The organism is Erwinia sp. V71 (assembly GCF_965644245.1).
Classification (GTDB): Bacteria; Pseudomonadota; Gammaproteobacteria; order Enterobacterales; family Enterobacteriaceae; genus Erwinia.
In genome coordinates this window covers 1-17,131 of the sequence record NZ_CBFFRK010000010.1, presented here as the reverse complement: position 1 = coordinate 17,131, position 17,131 = coordinate 1, and the positions used below count along the sequence as shown (strand labels likewise).

Below are 17,131 nucleotides of genomic sequence, written 5' to 3'. Positions count from 1 at the left end.
CAAAGGTTACAGAATTGTATGTAACCGTTTTCATCTGTGTGACGAGATTCACGCTGTTGCAGCGTCGCGCCTGGCAAAATACCCGACATAAAAAAACCAGATGTCGGGAAAAACGATGCGATCAACTGTTAGCAAGGCCAGGCGTCCATGATTACTATCCGCGATGTTGCACGCCTTGCAGGCGTCTCGGTGGCGACGGTGTCACGTGTGCTGAACAACCACAGCGCGGTGACGGCGGAAACCCGCGAGAATGTGTTGCAGGCGGTGGAATCACTCGGTTACCGTCCGAACGCGAATGCGCAGGCGCTGGCGACCCAGGCCAGCGATACCATTGGCGTGGTGGTGATGGATGTATCCGATCCCTTCTTCGGCGCGCTGGTCAAGGCCGTGGATACTGTCGCCCAGCGGGTCAACAAACATGTGCTGATCAGCAACTCCTGGCATCAGGAAGAGAAAGAGCGCCATGCGATTGAAGTGCTGATTCGTCAGCGCTGCACTGCGTTAATCGTTCACGCGAAAACGCTTTCAGACGCTGAACTGGCGCGTTTTATGGATCAGGTGCCGGGAATGGTGCTGATTAACCGCGTGGTGCCGGGCTACGCCCATCGCTGTGTCTGCCTGGATAATGTCAGCGGCGCGTTAATGGCGACGCGGATGCTGCAACAGCAGGGGCATGGGCGCATTGGTTATCTCTGCTCCTGTCATCCGATTGAAGACGTCCAGCAACGGCGCGAAGGCTGGCATCAGGCGCTGGCAGAGCAGGGGGGCTCTCCACCGGAAAGCTGGATCGCCAGTGGCGAACCCGATATGCAGGGTGGTGAAGCGGCGATGGTGGAACTGCTGGGGCGTAATTTACGCCTGACGGCGGTATTTGCCTACAATGACAGTATGGCGGCCGGTGCGCTCACTGCATTGAAAGATAATGGTATTCGCGTACCGCAGCAGCTTTCCATCATTGGTTTCGACGATATTCCCATTTCCCGCTATACCGATCCGCAACTGACCACTGTGCGCTATCCCATTGTTTCTATGGCAAAACTGGCAACAGAGCTGGCGCTGAAAGGTTCTGCCGGGCAGCTTGATCCTGCGGCTCAGCACTGCTTTATGCCGACCCTGGTGCGTCGTCACTCCGTGGCGGTGAGACAAAGTGTGGAGCCCGTCACTAATTCAGGCGATTCCCCCATGTAACCGTTTCCAATCTGTGAGTAAATTCACAGTTAATTAACATGGCGCTCACTATGATGACAGCGCAATGTCGGGGGGGAAACAAGATGTAACGCATCAGCAGTGAGCGGTGATGCGTCCATATCACCCCGGCGTCACGATTTTTTGACGATGTTTCAGGAAGCATGCGACCCGTTCGATTTTCCGCTACGGCCGGAAGCGAAAAGGGTCAGTCAGCAAGGAAGTCAGGTTTTGCATTGGTAATGTGCAACATGGTGATAACACGCACATTGCCGAGTTTAGTACCGATAGCCTTCCCTGGTGAGCTGACAGCCTCCGGGAAAGGCGCGGAAATACCCTGCCAAATACCGGAGATACTATGAATAAGAAGGCGTTTACCCTCACAGCCCTGGTTGCCAGCATGATGTTTGGCGCAACGGCGCACGCAGCAGATACCCGCATTGGTGTGACCATTTACAAGTATGACGACAACTTTATGTCAGTGGTTCGCAAGGATATTGAGAAAGAAGCCAGGAATTTGCCGGGTGTTCAGCTGTTAATGAACGACTCGCAAAACAGCCAGTCAACCCAGAACGACCAGGTTGACGTGCTGCTGGCGAAAGGCGTGAAAGCCCTGGCAATTAACCTGGTTGACCCAGCGGCTGCGGCTGTAGTGGTGGATAAAGCCAAATCTAACGATGTACCGGTGGTGTTCTTCAACAAAGAGCCAAATGCGAAAGTGATGGCCAGCTATGACAAAGCCTACTACGTGGGTACTGACTCAAAAGAGTCTGGTATCAAGCAGGGCGAGCTGATTGAGAAACACTGGAAAGCGAATTCAGCCTGGGATCTGAATAAAGATGGTCAGATTCAGTTCGTACTGCTGAAAGGCGAGCCGGGTCACCCGGATGCTGAAGCACGTACCAAATACGTGATCGACACCCTGAATAAAGATGGCCTGAAAACCCAGCAGCTGCACATGGATACCGCAATGTGGGATACCGCACAGGCGAAAGACAAAGTGGATGCATGGCTGTCTGGTCCGAACGGTAACAAAATCGAAGTGGTGATCGCCAACAACGATGCCATGGCGATGGGTGCGGTTGAAGCGCTGAAAGCTCACAATAAAACCAGCATTCCGGTCTTCGGTGTGGATGCATTACCAGAAGCGCTGGCGCTGGTTAAATCTGGCGCTATGGCCGGTACGGTACTGAATGATGCGGAAAACCAGGCGAAAGCGACCATTGATATGGCGAACAACCTCGCGAATGGTAAACCTGCAACTGAAGGCACTAACTATAAACTGGACGGCAAAGTGGTTCGCGTTGCTTACGTGCCAATCGATAAAGATAATCTGTCACAGTTCGTGAAATAATCACCGCGGGGAGCCATATTTTATGGCTCCCCGGGTTAACTTGTCCGAATGACTTTTTTCAGCCAGGTAAATTATGGCCAGTGATAATATGACACCGCAGCGTGAGTTCCTGCTGGAGATGACCAATGTCAGTAAGTCATTTCCCGGGGTGAAGGCATTAGACAACGTCAATTTAAAAGTCCGGCCGCACTCGATTCATGCATTGATGGGTGAAAACGGCGCCGGTAAATCGACTTTATTAAAATGCCTGTTTGGTATTTATAGCAAAGATACGGGGAGCATCCTGTTTCAGGGTGAGGAAATTAATTTTAAAAGCTCCAAAGAGGCGCTGGAAAATGGCGTGTCGATGGTGCATCAGGAATTAAACCTGGTTTTACAACGTACCGTCATGGATAACATGTGGCTTGGCCGTTATCCAAAAAAAGGGCTGTTTGTTGACCAGGATAAAATGTATCGCGACACCAAAGCGATATTTGATGAATTAGATATTGATATCGATCCGCGTGAGAAAGTTGCGGTACTGTCTGTGTCGCAGATGCAGATGATCGAAATCGCTAAAGCTTTCTCCTACAACGCGAAAATCGTCATTATGGACGAACCTACCTCGTCATTAACGGAGAAAGAGGTAAACCATCTGTTTACCATTATCCGTAAGTTAAAAGAGCGGGGCTGTGGCATTGTTTATATCTCGCACAAGATGGAAGAGATTTTCCAGCTGTGTGACGAAATAACCGTTCTGCGTGATGGTCAGTGGATTGCCACCCAGCCGCTGGAAGGGCTGGATATGGACAAGATTATCGCCATGATGGTCGGCCGTTCCCTGAGCCAGCGTTTCCCGGATAAAACCAATGTGCCTGGCGAGACGATTCTGGAGGTGCGTAACCTGACGTCACGCAGCCAGCCCTCGATTCGCGACGTGTCGTTTGATTTACGCAAAGGCGAGATCCTGGGGGTTGCCGGGCTGGTTGGCGCGAAACGTACCGATATCGTGGAAACACTGTTTGGTATTCGCGAAAAATCCAGCGGCACCATTAAGCTGCATGGCAAAGCGATTAACAACGACAACGCCAACGAAGCCATTAACCACGGTTTTGCGCTGGTGACGGAAGAACGCCGTTCAACCGGTATTTACGCTTATCTGGATATCGGTTTTAACTCACTGATCTCCAATATCCGTAAATATAAAAACAGCCTCGGTCTGCTCGATAACAGTAAGATGAAAAGCGATACCCAGTGGGTGATTGACTCCATGCGGGTAAAAACGCCTGGACATCATACTGCAATTGGTTCGCTTTCCGGCGGTAACCAGCAAAAGGTCATTATTGGCCGCTGGTTATTAACCCAGCCAGAAATTCTCATGCTCGATGAGCCAACGCGCGGTATTGACGTGGGGGCCAAGTTTGAAATTTATCAGCTGATTGCCGAACTGGCGAAGAAAGAGAAGGGCATTATTATTATCTCTTCTGAAATGCCAGAACTGTTAGGGATTACCGACAGAATACTGGTAATGAGTAATGGCCTGGTTGCGGGCATTGTCGAAACAAAAAACACCACGCAGAACGAAATATTGCGTTTAGCGTCGTTACACCTTTAATGATGTAAGGGCTGTTACCATGAAAGCAGTGAATAAGAAAAATGCGCTCACCTGGTTAAAAGAAGGCGGTATTTACGTCGTATTGCTGGTGTTGCTGGCAATTATTATTTTCCAGGATCCCTCTTTCCTTAGCTTAACTAACTTCAGTAATATTCTGACGCAGTCTTCCGTGCGTGTCATTATCGCACTGGGGGTGGCGGGCCTGATTGTCACCCAGGGCACTGACCTGTCAGCGGGTCGTCAGGTTGGTCTGGCGGCGGTGGTCGCGGCCACGCTGCTGCAGGCGATGGACAACGCCAACAAAGTGTTCCCGAACCTGGAAACAGTGCCGATTCCGCTGGTGATCCTGACCGTGTGTGTGATTGGTGCGCTGATTGGTCTGGTTAACGGGATTATTATTGCCTATCTGAAAGTGACGCCGTTTATTACCACCCTCGGCACCATGATCATTGTCTACGGCATTAACTCACTGTATTTCGATTTTGTCGGTGCTTCGCCTGTGGCGGGCTTTGATTCCGGCTTCTCCACCTTTGCGCAGGGCTTCTTCCGTATCGGTGGCTTTAAGCTCTCCTATATCACCTTCTATGCGATGATCGCCGTGGTGTTTGTCTGGATCCTGTGGAACAAGACGCGCTTTGGTAAAAACATTTTCGCTATCGGTGGTAACCCGGAAGCGGCAAAAGTGTCCGGCGTGAATGTGCCATTAAACCTGATCCTGATCTATGCGCTGTCTGGCGTGTTCTACGCCTTCGGTGGTCTGTTGGAAGCGGGTCGTATCGGCAGTGCGACCAACAACCTCGGCTTTATGTATGAGCTGGATGCCATTGCTGCCTGTGTGGTAGGCGGTGTGTCCTTTGCCGGTGGTGTCGGTACGGTGGCGGGCGTGGTGACCGGTGTGATTATCTTTACCGTGATCAACTACGGTCTGACCTACATCGGCGTTAACCCTTACTGGCAGTACATCATCAAGGGCGGCATTATTATCTTCGCTGTGGCACTCGACTCACTGAAGTATGCGCGTAAGAAATAGTCATGAAGGCAATACCGCCACGGGCTGAACAGCCTGGGCGGTTCTCTCAGGAATACGAACAGTATCGGGAGCCATTTTTGCCAGAGTGAAATGAAACGGGTGGCCGCAGCCACCCGTTTTTTTTATCTTTTTTCCTGCTTCTGCTGCAGTTCCAGCAACTGTTCCGGTGAGACTGCCGGATAGCTTTGCGCGTTTTCCGGTACTTCATGCGGTGCCGGGATCGGCACCAGCGGGCCGAGAAAACGGGGCTCGCGCTTCATAAGATAGAGGTCGGCCAGCGCCCCGAGGCGTGCACCGACTTCGCGCACGCGTACACTCAGCATATCCTTCGGTGAGGGCACGGCATAGCATTGCGCCTGGATACCCATATGCAGCGCAATAAACAGCGCCCGTTCACAGTGGAAGCGCTGCGTGATGATAATAAAGTCGTTGGTATCAAACACCTTACGCGTACGCACAATCGAATCCAGCGTGCGGAAACCGGCATAATCCAGCACGATGTCGCTGGGTTCCACGCCTGCGGCGATCAGATCGCGGCGCATGGTCATCGGCTCGTTGTAGCTCTGCAGGGCATTATCACCGCTCAGCAGCAGATAATTGACCTTGCCGCTGTTGTAGGCGTTAAGCGCACCCTGCATACGATACAGGTAATACTGATTGATCACCCCGGTGCGATAATATTTGGCCGTGCCTAATACCACACCAACCTGGCGATGGGGCAGGGAGGTTAAATCTTCGTAGATATAGGGAGCGGTTTTCCAGCTAATCCAGCGATCCAGGCCGAGCGCAGTGATGACCATCAGCGAGATGATGATAATCAGACTATAAATCAAGCGTTTTAACATGCTTAAGTGTGCTCAGTCTGGCGGAAAAGGGATGAGTCAAGGCTACTTGAGGCGTCGCAGCGAAGCAAGTCACATGCGGTCACCTGCCGTCTTTTTAGGCAATGCCGGGCACTGATGATGTGCCCGGCAGAGACGGGTCAGATAGAGGTGCGACGGTACTGACGATATTGCGGCAGCCAGAAGTTACTGGCGATCGCTTTCGACAGCACATCTTCTGAGGTCACCACTGCAACGCCTGCCAGCTGCGCTGCTTTACCAACCGCCATGGCGATCACTTTGGATACACCCTGGATATCTTTCACATCCGGCAATACCGGACCTGTACCTTCATTCACCAGCGGTGAACAATCGGCCAGCGCACGGCTTGCTGCCATCAGCATGCTGTCGGTGACGCGGGTTGCGCCAGAGGCAATCACACCGAGGCCAATGCCTGGGAAGATATAGGAGTTGTTGCACTGTGCGATAGGGTAAGTGTTGCCTTTTACCATTACCGGGGCAAACGGGCTGCCGGTAGCAACCAGCGCCGCGCCGTCGGTCCAGGTCAGGATATCCTGCGGTGTTGCTTCCACACGTGAGGTCGGGTTGGACAGTGGCATAATAATCGGCCGTGCACAGTGTTTATGCATTTCACGGATGATCTCTTCGGTGAACAGACCTGGCTGGCCTGATACGCCGATCATGATGTCCGGTTTGGCATTACGCACCACATCCAGTAGCGAAACGGAATCAGAACTGACATCCCAGCCTGTCAGTTTGTCACTCTTCTGCACCAGCTTGCTCTGGAAATTGAGCAGGTTAGGCAGTTTGTCAGTCAGCAGGCCAAAGCGATCCACCATAAACACGCGTGCGCGCGCTTCTTCATCGGTGAGACCTTCCGATTTCATCTGCGCGATAATCTGCTCCGCGATACCACAACCGGCGGAACCCGCGCCAAGGAAGACCACTTTCTGATCGCACAGTTTGCTGCCTGCCGCACGGCTGGCGGCAATCAGCGTGCCGAGCGCGACGGCAGCGGTGCCCTGAATATCGTCGTTGAAGCAGCAGACTTCATCACGATAACGCTCCAGCAGTGGCATGGCATTATTCTGCGCGAAATCTTCAAACTGCAGCAGCACGTTTGGCCAGCGGTTTTTCACCGCGAGGATAAATTCATGGACGAATTCATCATACTCTTCGCCAGTAATACGCGGATGACGCCAGCCCATATACAGCGGGTCGTTCAGCAACTGCTGGTTGTTAGTACCGACATCCAGCACCACCGGCAGGGTATAGGCCGGGCTGATACCGCCACAGGCGGTGTACAGCGACAGTTTACCGATAGGAATACCCATACCACCGATACCCTGGTCGCCCAGACCAAGAATACGTTCGCCGTCAGTCACCACGATGACTTTTACATTCTGTTTGGTGGCGTTCTGCAGCATGTCTTCGATATTGGCGCGGTTCGGGTAGGAGATAAACAGACCACGCGCACGGCGGTAAATTTCAGAGAAGTGTTCGCAGGCTGCGCCAACTGTCGGGGTGTAGATGATTGGCATCATCTCTTCGAGATGGTTGTCCAGCAGGCGATAGAACAGGGTTTCGTTGGTGTCCTGGATATTGCGCAGGTAGACGTGTTTGTCGTTATTGTTCTTGAAGTCCTGGAACTGACGCCAGGCGCGTTCCGCCTGTTCTTCGATGGTCTCAACGGTTTCCGGCAACAGCCCATTGAGATTAAAGTCATTACGTTCTTCGACAGAAAAAGCACTGCCTTTATTCAGCAGCGGGAATTCCAGCAAAATAGGTCCGGCGTAAGGTATGTATAACGGTCTTTTACTCTCGTAATCGAGTTCCATTGAAAACTAGCCCCTGGCTTATGATGTTGTGCTGCCAGATCCTAAGATAATTCGTGCAGAAGTACAGCTTTTGTTAACGGCTGATAACAAAAGCTGCGATCTTTATCGAGGTTATTTGTCGCTGATCAAGCGTGCTGAAGAGAAATTGTCCGGACATTTTCGCAACCCAGCGCTTTCAGGGTGGCCTCAGTGGCGGAACGCTGGCTCAGTTTTGCGCTGGTGCTTTCTGCCAGCACCGCGCGAACGACAGGTTCTGCGCTGGCGTTGTGCATATTGCGCAGGATCAGTGCGGCCTGCAGCGGCGGCAGGCTGGGATTAAAGGCGGCGTTTTCGGCATAGCGTCCGGCAAAGATCTGGCCATCGGCGATTTCCAGCGCCACACCGCTATGCGCCTGACTGTAAGGGGCGTGGCTGCGGCTGGCAGCGGCAATCGCCTGTTGTTCCAGCGCATCGCCGGAAGCCAGATAGCCGTGGTCAATCGGGTCCAGCAGCAGGGTATCAATCGCCAGGTCACGCGGACCAAACGCGTGCGGCAGATAATCGGCCAGCGTGGCGGGTGCACGCTCTGGCAGGCAGATACGCAGCTGCGTGCCGCTGTTCAGTTCGTTCATAAACTGGCGGCAATGACCACAGGGTGAGTAGTTAACGGTGATGGCGGCCAGCGCGGTTTCGCCTTTCAGCCAGGCGTGGGTAATTGCGCTCTGTTCGGCATGCACTGTCTGCTGCATGGTTGCGCCGACAAACTCCATATTGGCGCCAAAATACCAGCTGCCGCTGACTCCGCGCGCGACTGCGCCGACATTGAAATTCGACAACGGTGCCACCGCACAGGCGGCGGCCAGTGGCAGCAGCGCCAGTGCCAGCGCATCATCATCAAGAGCAGTATGTTGTTGCAGGGCAGCGATCTGCGATGCGCTAAAGCTGGCGCTAAAGTCACCAGCATTCAGCATCGGTTCCAGCGCATGCTGGAGATCGGGCGTCAGAGTGGTAAACGCAGAGTGAAAACGTGGATGCATTGCGCGCCTCCTGGTGGTGTCGTCATTCGTCATCATAGTCAATGCGTTATATGTGATCTATATCTCTCTGGCAATGCAATCCATGAAAGTTAACTCTGATTTGCGAGACTTATCGCAAGTTTTAGCCCAGCAGCCGCAGCAGCAGCGGAAACATAATCGGTGCCAGCAGTGAGGTAATAATACCGCAGATCACCAGCGCCAGTGAGCTGAACGCGCCTTCCTGGAAATCAATCTCGGCGCAGCGCGCGGTGCCAAGGGCATGCGAGGCATTACCGATCGCCAGTCCGCGTGACGCTTTGCTGCGTACCTGCAGCAGATTGAGCAGCATATGACCAAAGATTGCGCCAAGTAAACCGGCCAGCAGCACACAAATTGCACTGATCGCCGGAATGCCGCCAAGCGAGGCGGAAATGGCCATGGCAATCGGCGTGGTCACCGATTTCGGCAGAATGGTGGCGGCAATTTCCGGGGTCGCGCCCAGCCACAGGGCAATCGCGGTGCCGGAAATCATGGCGCTGAGACTGCCAATAAAGCAGACGCTGATAATCGATTTCCAGCGAGCACGAATTTGATGAATTTGCTCATACAGCGGCAAGGCGAGCGCGACCACCGCCGGCTGCAGCAGGCTGTTCAGCAGGGTACTGCCGGCAAAGTAGCGTGCATACGGCATATTGATCAGTAGCAGAATCGGCACAATCACCACAATCGATACCAGCAGCGGGTTAAGCAGGGCGATTTTGGTTTTTGCCGCCAGCCGGCGTGCGCCAAAGAACACCAGCAGTGTCAGCGGCAGTGACCACCAGAAATCAATCATGATGGCTTTCCTGTTTCACTGGCTTACCCTGCATCCGCTGCGAGGTCAGCGCAACAATCACCAGCACCATCAGTGTGCTGAGTACGCATGAGACAACAATCGGGCCAAACTGAGCGCTGAGAATATCGCCATAGGTCATGATACCGACGCTGATCGGCACAAACAGCAGCGCCATATAGCGGATCAACAGATGGCAGCCCGGTCTGACCCAGTCCACCGGCAGAATTTGCAACGACAGCAGGGCGAACAGTACCAGCATGCCAAGAATACTGCCGGGAATGGTAATGGGGAGCAGGGCAGAGATGCTGATACCGGCATACAGACAAAGATAAATGATGGCGAAAGCACGCAGATAACGCCAGCAGACAGACAGTACAGCGGGCATGACGAACTCCGGTTAGTGATTGTCTTTCCGTATCAGGAAAGGGGCTGGAACTGCACCTTTACCCTATCTGAAGGGGGACTGGAACAGCACCCTCCCCATACAATGGGGGAGGGCTGGGGAGGGGGAAAATCAGCACGGATGCCTCTTGTTCCTCCATCCCTTGCCCTTTCCCCGCGGACGGGGGAAGGGGCAGAAGGGGCGTTACTTCACCTGCATGCCTGGCTGAGCGCCGCTGTCCGGGCTGAGCAGGAAGATATCCTTACCGCCAGGACCCGCCGCCATCACCATGCCTTCCGACACACCAAAACGCATTTTGCGTGGTGCCAGGTTAGCCACCATCACTGTCAGACGACCTTCCAGCACCGCCGGGTCCAGATAAGCGGAACGGATGCCGGAGAACACCTGACGGCTTTCGCCACCTAAATCCAGTGACAGGCGCAGCAGCTTGTCGGAACCGTCGACAAATTCCGCTTTCTGGATCAGCGCAATACGCATATCCACTTTGGCGAAATCATCAAAGGTAATGGTGTCCTGAATGGGATCGTCAGCCAGCGGGCCAGTCAGCGCAGGTTTATTCGCGCTGGCGGCATCTTCTTTCGACGCTTCAATCAGGCCATTCACCTTATCCATTTCGATGCGGTTATACAGCGCTTTAAACGCGGCAATGTCGTGGTTCAGCAGCGGCTGCTCAATGCCGTCCCAGCTCAGTTCGCAGTTCAGGAAGGCTTCAGTGCGTTCTGCCAGCGATGGCACCACCGGCTTCAGCCAGGTCATCAGCACGCGGAACAGGTTGATGCCCATGGTGCAGATGGCCTGCAGATCGGCGTCACGGCCTTCCTGCTTCGCCACCACCCACGGAGCCTGCTCATCGACATAGCGGTTGGCAATATCGGCCAGCGCCATGATTTCGCGGATCGCGCGGCTGAATTCGCGGCTGCTCCAGGCTTCACCAATGCTGGCAGCAGCGTCGGTAAAGGTTTTGTACAGCGCCGGATCGGCCAGTTCGCTCGCCAGCTTGCCGCCGAAACGTTTACTGATAAAGCCTGCGTTGCGCGACGCCAGGTTCACCACTTTGTTAACGATATCGGCATTCACGCGCTGCACGAAATCTTCCAGATTCAGGTCGATATCATCGATGCGTGAAGAGAGTTTCGCTGCGTAGTAGTAGCGCAGGCTGTCGGCATCGAGGTGCTGCAGCCAGGTGCTGGCCTTGATAAAGGTGCCGCGCGATTTCGACATTTTCGCGCCGTTAACTGTCACATAACCGTGCACAAACAGGTTGGTCGGTTTACGGAAGTTGCTGCCTTCCAGCATTGCAGGCCAGAACAGGCTGTGGAAATAGACGATATCTTTGCCGATAAAGTGGTACAGCTCGGCATCAGAATCCTTTCTCCAGAACGCATCGAAATCGATATCGCCACGTTTGTCACACAGGTTTTTGAACGAGCCCATGTAACCAATCGGCGCATCAAGCCAGACGTAGAAGTATTTACCTGGCGCATCCGGGATCTCAAAGCCAAAGTACGGCGCATCACGTGAGATATCCCACTGCTGCAGGCCGGATTCGAACCACTCCTGCATTTTGTTCGCCACCTGCTCCTGCAGGGCGCCGGAGCGGGTCCACGCCTGCAGCATGGCGCTGAATTCCGGCAGATCGAAGAAGAAGTGCTCGGAATCACGCAGCACAGGCGTTGCGCCGGACACCACAGATTTCGGGTCGATCAGCTCGGTCGGGCTGTACGTAGCGCTGCACACTTCGCAGTTATCGCCATACTGATCGGGCGATTTACATTTCGGGCAGGTGCCTTTGACGAAACGGTCAGGCAGGAACATGCCTTTTTCCGGATCGTACAGCTGAGAGATGGTGCGGTTTTTAATAAAACCGTTCTCTTTCAGGCGGCCGTAAATCAGCTCAGACAATTCGCGGTTCTCGTCGCTGTGCGTCGAGTGATAGTTGTCGTAGCTGATGTTAAAGCCAGCAAAATCAGTCTGATGTTCCTGACTCATTTCGGCAATCATCTGCTCTGGCGTAATGCCCATCTGCTGAGCTTTCAGCATAATTGGCGTGCCGTGCGCGTCATCCGCACAGATGAAATAAGCCTGGTTGCCGCGCATTCGCTGGTAACGGACCCAAATATCTGCCTGGATATGCTCGAGCATGTGGCCGAGATGGATAGAACCGTTCGCGTACGGCAGAGCGCACGTTACCAAAATTTTTTTCGCGACTTGAGTCATAGTAGAACTTGCTTTCTTCTGGTTGCAAAGGGGGTTTAGATGTTACCCGAAAGGCCGACCCCGCGTAAACAAAGGGTTTTTTACGCAGCAGGGAAAGCGGGTATTCATGGCAGGCAACGCGCACTGTGCTGACATCTGGTATGCTTAGAGCAAATAGAACTGCTGTCCAGGCGGATGGCGGAGACAAACCATAAAAGTTATCAAGGAGCCGGGATGAGTGCTGAATCCCTGGAGCACCAGACACCTGACCAGCTGCGCGCCATGGTACTGGGCGTACTGATCACCTTCGAACATCCAACCCTGCAACGCGACCTGGGCAAACTGAAAGCACTGCACCATGTGGCGCTGATGGACAATACGCTGCATATCGAACTGCTGATGCCGTTTGCTTGGCAAAGCGCGTTTGAACAGCTGAAAGACAGCACCAGCGCGGAATTGCTGCGTATCACTGGCGCCAGCGCGATTAACTGGCGCCTCAGCCATGATATCGCCACCCTGAAACGGGTGAAGAATCACCCGGGCGTCAATGGCGTGCGCAATATTATTGCGGTCAGCTCTGGCAAAGGTGGAGTGGGGAAATCGAGCACCGCGGTGAATCTGGCGCTGGCCTTGATTGCCGAAGGCGCGAAGGTGGGTATTCTGGATGCAGATATTTACGGACCGTCGCTGCCGAATATGTTAGGAACCGACGACCAGCGACCGACTTCGCCGGATGGCACGCATATGGCGCCGATTATGGCACATGGCCTGGCGACCAACTCGATTGGTTACCTGGTGACGGACGATAACGCGATGGTGTGGCGCGGCCCGATGGCCAGCAAGGCACTGATGCAGTTGCTGAATGAAACGCTGTGGCCGAAACTGGACTACCTGATCCTCGATATGCCACCCGGCACCGGTGATATTCAGCTGACGCTGGCGCAGAATGTGCCGGTCACCGGGGCGATTGTGGTCACGACGCCGCAGGATATTGCCCTGATTGATGCACGCAAAGGCATTGTGATGTTTGAGAAAGTGAATGTGCCGGTGCTGGGCGTGGTCGAGAATATGAGCATGCATATCTGCAGCAACTGCGGCCATCACGAAGCGATTTTCGGCAGCGGCGGCGCACAGCAGCTGGTGGAACGCTACCAGACCCGCTTGCTGAGCCAGTTGCCGTTGCATATTACGCTGCGCGAAGATCTGGATGTCGGCCAGCCGACGGTGGCACGGCGTCCTGACAGTGAATTTACCACGCTCTATCGCCAGCTGGCGGGAGCCGTGGCCGCACAGCTTTACTGGCAGGGTGAGGTGATCCCGGGGGATATCGCGTTTCGCACGGTGTAGGCAGGCTGCTTCGCCATGCGCGGGGAACGCCGGAATGGAGGAGGGGGAATCAGCATCGCGCCCGGCTTTTTGCCCAGCATGACATCAACGATTCATCGCCTCAGCACATAGTGCATCAGCAACCAGCTGCCCTGGTCGCTCTCACCATGGGAAATCACCTGCCAGCCATGCTGTTCATAGAATTCGCGGGCGTGCAGGTTTTCCGTCAGACATTTTAGCGCCCCGGTTGAGGTAAAGCGCTGCTGCACCGCCTGCAGCAGTGCGCTGCCTGCGCCTTTTCCCTGTGCTGCCGGGTCGACAAACAGACTGTGAAGGAAGTTGTCGTTCGGCAGATACGCGGCGAACCCCAGCCGATGCCCCTCGTCTTCGGCCACCAGAATCGTTTCCCCCAGCGTGACGCGATCAAAATCCTCCAGCCGCCAGTCGCTGCTGTCCAGCCAGTGCCAGCTGGCCTTGCGTGAAGCTAAAAATAGCGTGCGTAAAAACGGACGATCGGCTTCGCTAAAGGGACGAATCTGCACAAGGTTCTCCTGCTGACCGGTGACTGCGTAAATTTAGTTAAAAATGGCTGTATTTCTTTTTACTCGGCGCGTGGCAATGCTTACCATACAAATCATATCGTAACCGCAACATGGATTTGCAATGCGCTCTCTTTTGACTTTACTACCGCTTGTGACTTTACTGGCTGCCTGCAGCAGCAAACCGGGTCAGCCCGCTCAACCGCAGACCTCCGGCAATCCTTTTCATGAGAGTAGCACGTCCGCGCCTCGTGGCGGTTTTCTGCTCCAGCCTGCGCACAATATTCACCCGCTCAGCGGCGATTTTGCCGGTAATCCGGCCACCGAGCGTTTTATTGAGCACATGGTGAGTGTGCATGGTTTCGATCGTCAGCAACTGCACGATGTACTGGCGCAGGCGAAGCAGCTGGATTATGTGCTGAAGCTGATGGATCGTCAGGCACCAAGCGTGCAGGGGCCGACTGGCCCGAACGGTGCGTGGATTCGCTATCGCGATAAATTCCTCCAGCCCGCCAATATCCAGAATGGTGTGGTGTTCTGGCATCAGTATCAGGATGCGCTGGACCGCGCGCTGCGTGTTTATGGCGTACCGCCGGAAATCATTGTCGGCATTATTGGCGTGGAAACCCGCTGGGGTCGTGTGATGGGTAAAACACGTATCCTCGATGCGCTGGCAACGCTGGCGTTTGCCTATCCGCGCCGTGCGGAGTATTTCAGCGGTGAGCTGGAAACCTTCCTGCTGATGGCGCGCAGTGAGCAGGATGATCCGCTGGATCTGCGTGGTTCGTTTGCCGGAGCCATGGGTTACGGGCAGTTTATGCCGTCATCGTTTAAGGATTATGCGGTCGATTTTAATGGCGATGGTCATATCAACTTGTGGGACCCGGTTGATGCCATCGGCAGTGTCGCTAACTACTTTAAGCAGCATGGCTGGCAGAGCAATCAGCCGATCGCTATTCAGGCTGTCGGTCAGGCGCCTGCGCTGGAAAGCGGTTTTAAAACCCGTTACAGCCCGGCGACACTGGCGGCAGCAGGCCTGCGACCACAAACGCCACTGCCAGCGAGCAGCCAGCAGGTGAGTCTGCTGAAGTTTGATATGGGTACCTCATATCAGTACTGGTATGGTCTGCCGAACTTCTATGCGATTACCCGCTATAACCACAGCAATCACTATGCAATGGCAGTATGGCAACTGGGTGAAGCGGTGGCGCTGGCGCGTTAATCTTCGTGCAGAGAGTGGCAAAGAAAACAGGGGAGTATGCTCCCCTGTTTTTATTGTGACAATCAGAAGGTTTCCCAGTTGTCATTGCTGCTGCTGGCGGCAGCCGGCAGAGCCTTCGCGGTGCTGACTGGCGCACGCACGGGGGCGATGGCCACTGGTGCAGGCTGCTGGCGACCGATGCGGAAGACCGCCACGGCCTGCGACAGACGACTGGCCTGCGATTCCAGCGAGGCTGATGCGGCCGTCGATTCCTGTACCAGCGTGGCGTTCTGCTGCGTGACGCGATCCATTTCATTGACCGCCTGACCAATCTGGTCGATACCACGGCTCTGTTCATCCGATGCCGAGGAAATTTCGCCCATAATATCGGTCACGCGTACCACGGCACTGACGATCTCCTGCATGGTTTCACCCGCGCTGGCGACCTGCTCGGAACCGACATTCACTCGCTGTACCGAGTTTTCAATCAGCCCTTTAATCTCCTTCGCCGCCTGCGCACTACGCTGGGCGAGGTTACGCACTTCACCTGCCACCACCGCAAAGCCACGACCCTGCTCACCGGCACGTGCGGCTTCAACCGCGGCGTTCAGCGCCAGGATATTGGTCTGGAAGGCGATACCGTCGATGACGCTGGTGATATCGGCAATTTTCTTCGAACTGTCGGCAATATCATGCATGGTTTTCACCACGCCACTGACCACTTTGCCGCCTTTATCGGCCGTCTCGGAGGCGGTTTTCGCCAGATGTGACGCCTGACGGGCGTTGTCGGCGTTCTGTTTCACCGTCGCGGTTAACTGCTCCATACTGGCGGCGGTTTCTTCCAGTGAAGCGGCCTGCTGCTCGGTACGGGCTGACAGGTCGATGTTGCCGGAAGAGATTTCACTGGCGCTGCTGAAGATGGCGTCAGAGCTGTCGCGCACGTTGCTGACGGTGGCGATCAGCGCCTGTTGCATTTCGTTCAGGCTGCCGGCCAGCGTTGCCATTTCGCTGCGGCCGCTGAGCTGCAGTTGCGCGGTCAGGTCACCGCTGGCAATGTTTTTAATCTGGGTCTGCAGCTGGCTGAGTGGCGTCAGCAGGATTTTGCGCACCAGTGTCCAGACAAAGACCACCATCACCAGCACCAGTACCGCCATACCGATCAGTACCACCACCATGGTGTTAAAGCCGCTTTCATTCTGTGCAATGCCCTCTTTCAGCAGCAGGCCATTCTGCTCACGCCATTTTTCATACGCGGTTTCGAGGTTGTCCTGAGCGTCCTGGGCTTCAAGGTTGCCATAAGCCGGGTAGTTATTGGCACGCAGGTACTGGATAGACATCTTCATAATGTCGTACATGCCCTGGTATTTTTTCTCCAGGTCACTGGCGATTTCCGGGTTCTGGCCTGCTACCTGCGGAAATTGTTTGTAGCTGTCAAAGTTTTGCTGTGCGTCTTTCAGCATCACTTCCGCGGTGTCGAGCAGTTTGGTGATCGCTGCCTGCGCTGCCGGGTCTGTCTGGTTTTTTAAGATACGGATTGCCACCCGGTTGATGGTGACGCGGGTTTTTACCAGCGTATGTCTGGCATCACCCATGGCGCTTTGCTGGCCGGAGACGATGCTGCTGGTGGCGAAGTTATCTTTATCCCCATAAATAGCTTTCAGAAAGAGCGAACCAGAAAGGAGTTGCAGCCCGCTGAAGATCACCAGTATCAGGATGAGGCGGATTCAAGTTCGAAGTGCAACGCTAAGCCGCCTGTCTTAACTCTGCAAAGACCACTGAAGGCTGCCGGAACC

The 17,131-nt window shown here is 54.5% G+C and carries 14 protein-coding genes; 6 read left to right on the top strand and 8 right to left on the bottom strand.

Going from position 1 to position 17,131, the window contains the following annotated elements; all coding sequences use genetic code 11:
* The first annotated feature begins 147 nt into the window (after positions 1 to 147).
* The 4 genes from galS to mglC all read left to right on the top strand — a co-directional run bounded on the left by galS (position 148) and on the right by mglC (position 5,163).
* Positions 148 to 1,188, top strand: a complete 1,041-nt coding sequence (gene galS, locus ACSZO1_RS03910; RefSeq protein WP_437609722.1) for an HTH-type transcriptional regulator GalS — start codon at positions 148 to 150, stop codon at positions 1,186 to 1,188.
* 355 nt (positions 1,189 to 1,543) lie between these two features.
* On the top strand, positions 1,544 to 2,539 hold the full coding sequence (gene mglB, locus ACSZO1_RS03905; RefSeq protein ID WP_437609719.1) for a galactose/glucose ABC transporter substrate-binding protein MglB: 996 nt from the start codon (positions 1,544 to 1,546) through the stop codon (positions 2,537 to 2,539).
* 73 nt (positions 2,540 to 2,612) lie between these two features.
* Positions 2,613 to 4,133, top strand: a complete 1,521-nt coding sequence (mglA, locus tag ACSZO1_RS03900) for a galactose/methyl galactoside ABC transporter ATP-binding protein MglA (protein ID WP_437609717.1) — start codon at positions 2,613 to 2,615, stop codon at positions 4,131 to 4,133.
* Between the two features lie 19 nt (positions 4,134 to 4,152).
* On the top strand, positions 4,153 to 5,163 hold the full coding sequence (gene mglC / locus ACSZO1_RS03895) for a galactose/methyl galactoside ABC transporter permease MglC (RefSeq protein ID WP_437609715.1): 1,011 nt from the start codon (positions 4,153 to 4,155) through the stop codon (positions 5,161 to 5,163).
* A 122-nt stretch (positions 5,164 to 5,285) separates the two neighbouring features.
* Here the strand turns inward: mglC and sanA are convergent, their stop codons facing one another.
* From sanA to metG, 6 genes are all read right to left on the bottom strand, one after another.
* Positions 5,286 to 6,008 (bottom strand): outer membrane permeability protein SanA, encoded by a 723-nt coding sequence (sanA, locus tag ACSZO1_RS03890; protein WP_437609713.1) that lies wholly within the window; start codon positions 6,006 to 6,008, stop codon positions 5,286 to 5,288.
* A gap of 137 nt (positions 6,009 to 6,145) precedes the next feature.
* Positions 6,146 to 7,843: an NAD-dependent malic enzyme gene (locus tag ACSZO1_RS03885; RefSeq protein ID WP_437609711.1), complete on the bottom strand. Its 1,698-nt coding sequence runs from the start codon at positions 7,841 to 7,843 to the stop codon at positions 6,146 to 6,148.
* Positions 7,844 to 7,968: 125 nt separating this feature from the next.
* Complete coding sequence (cdd, locus tag ACSZO1_RS03880; RefSeq protein ID WP_437609708.1) at positions 7,969 to 8,859, bottom strand: cytidine deaminase; 891 nt, start codon at positions 8,857 to 8,859, stop codon at positions 7,969 to 7,971.
* 121 nt (positions 8,860 to 8,980) lie between these two features.
* Positions 8,981 to 9,673, bottom strand: a complete 693-nt coding sequence (locus tag ACSZO1_RS03875) for a CidB/LrgB family autolysis modulator (RefSeq protein WP_437609705.1) — start codon at positions 9,671 to 9,673, stop codon at positions 8,981 to 8,983.
* Positions 9,666 to 10,058 carry a CidA/LrgA family protein gene (locus ACSZO1_RS03870; RefSeq protein WP_437609703.1) on the bottom strand — a complete coding sequence of 131 codons (393 nt, stop codon included), beginning with the start codon at positions 10,056 to 10,058 and terminating at the stop codon, positions 9,666 to 9,668. Before ACSZO1_RS03870 ends, ACSZO1_RS03875 begins: the two co-directional genes overlap by 8 nt.
* A gap of 201 nt (positions 10,059 to 10,259) precedes the next feature.
* The gene (metG, locus tag ACSZO1_RS03865) at positions 10,260 to 12,293 is read right to left on the bottom strand and encodes a methionine--tRNA ligase (RefSeq protein WP_437609701.1); all 2,034 of its coding nucleotides are present in this window, start codon (positions 12,291 to 12,293) and stop codon (positions 10,260 to 10,262) included.
* 213 nt (positions 12,294 to 12,506) lie between these two features.
* Between metG and apbC the strand changes: the two genes are divergently transcribed.
* Positions 12,507 to 13,619, top strand: a complete 1,113-nt coding sequence (apbC, locus tag ACSZO1_RS03860) for an iron-sulfur cluster carrier protein ApbC (RefSeq protein ID WP_437609699.1) — start codon at positions 12,507 to 12,509, stop codon at positions 13,617 to 13,619.
* Between the two features lie 92 nt (positions 13,620 to 13,711).
* On the opposite strand, the gene ACSZO1_RS03855 is transcribed toward apbC, so the two are convergent.
* Positions 13,712 to 14,140: an N-acetyltransferase family protein gene (locus ACSZO1_RS03855; RefSeq protein ID WP_437609697.1), complete on the bottom strand. Its 429-nt coding sequence runs from the start codon at positions 14,138 to 14,140 to the stop codon at positions 13,712 to 13,714.
* A gap of 121 nt (positions 14,141 to 14,261) precedes the next feature.
* Here ACSZO1_RS03855 and mltB point away from each other — a divergent pair, with 121 nt between their 5' ends.
* Positions 14,262 to 15,359, top strand: coding sequence for a lytic murein transglycosylase B (gene mltB / locus ACSZO1_RS03850; RefSeq protein ID WP_437609695.1), 1,098 nt, complete (start codon positions 14,262 to 14,264; stop codon positions 15,357 to 15,359).
* Between the two features lie 62 nt (positions 15,360 to 15,421).
* On the opposite strand, the gene ACSZO1_RS03845 is transcribed toward mltB, so the two are convergent.
* Positions 15,422 to 17,062 (bottom strand): methyl-accepting chemotaxis protein, encoded by a 1,641-nt coding sequence (locus tag ACSZO1_RS03845; protein WP_437609837.1) that lies wholly within the window; start codon positions 17,060 to 17,062, stop codon positions 15,422 to 15,424.
* Between the last annotated feature and the right edge of the window lie 69 nt (positions 17,063 to 17,131).

Bases quoted from the DNA above. Each gene is read 5' to 3' on its own strand.
- galS (WP_437609722.1), top strand. From the start codon at position 148: ATGATTACTATCCGCGATGTTGCACGCCTTGCAGGCGTCTCGGTGGCG.
- ACSZO1_RS03870 (WP_437609703.1), bottom strand. From the start codon at position 10,058: ATGCCCGCTGTACTGTCTGTCTGCTGGCGTTATCTGCGTGCTTTCGCC.
- mglC (WP_437609715.1), top strand. From the start codon at position 4,153: ATGAAAGCAGTGAATAAGAAAAATGCGCTCACCTGGTTAAAAGAAGGC.
- apbC (WP_437609699.1), top strand. From the start codon at position 12,507: ATGAGTGCTGAATCCCTGGAGCACCAGACACCTGACCAGCTGCGCGCC.
- sanA (WP_437609713.1), bottom strand. From the start codon at position 6,008: ATGTTAAAACGCTTGATTTATAGTCTGATTATCATCATCTCGCTGATG.
- mglB (WP_437609719.1), top strand. From the start codon at position 1,544: ATGAATAAGAAGGCGTTTACCCTCACAGCCCTGGTTGCCAGCATGATG.
- ACSZO1_RS03875 (WP_437609705.1), bottom strand. From the start codon at position 9,673: ATGATTGATTTCTGGTGGTCACTGCCGCTGACACTGCTGGTGTTCTTT.
- cdd (WP_437609708.1), bottom strand. From the start codon at position 8,859: ATGCATCCACGTTTTCACTCTGCGTTTACCACTCTGACGCCCGATCTC.
- ACSZO1_RS03885 (WP_437609711.1), bottom strand. From the start codon at position 7,843: ATGGAACTCGATTACGAGAGTAAAAGACCGTTATACATACCTTACGCC.
- mglA (WP_437609717.1), top strand. From the start codon at position 2,613: ATGGCCAGTGATAATATGACACCGCAGCGTGAGTTCCTGCTGGAGATG.
- mltB (WP_437609695.1), top strand. From the start codon at position 14,262: ATGCGCTCTCTTTTGACTTTACTACCGCTTGTGACTTTACTGGCTGCC.
- metG (WP_437609701.1), bottom strand. From the start codon at position 12,293: ATGACTCAAGTCGCGAAAAAAATTTTGGTAACGTGCGCTCTGCCGTAC.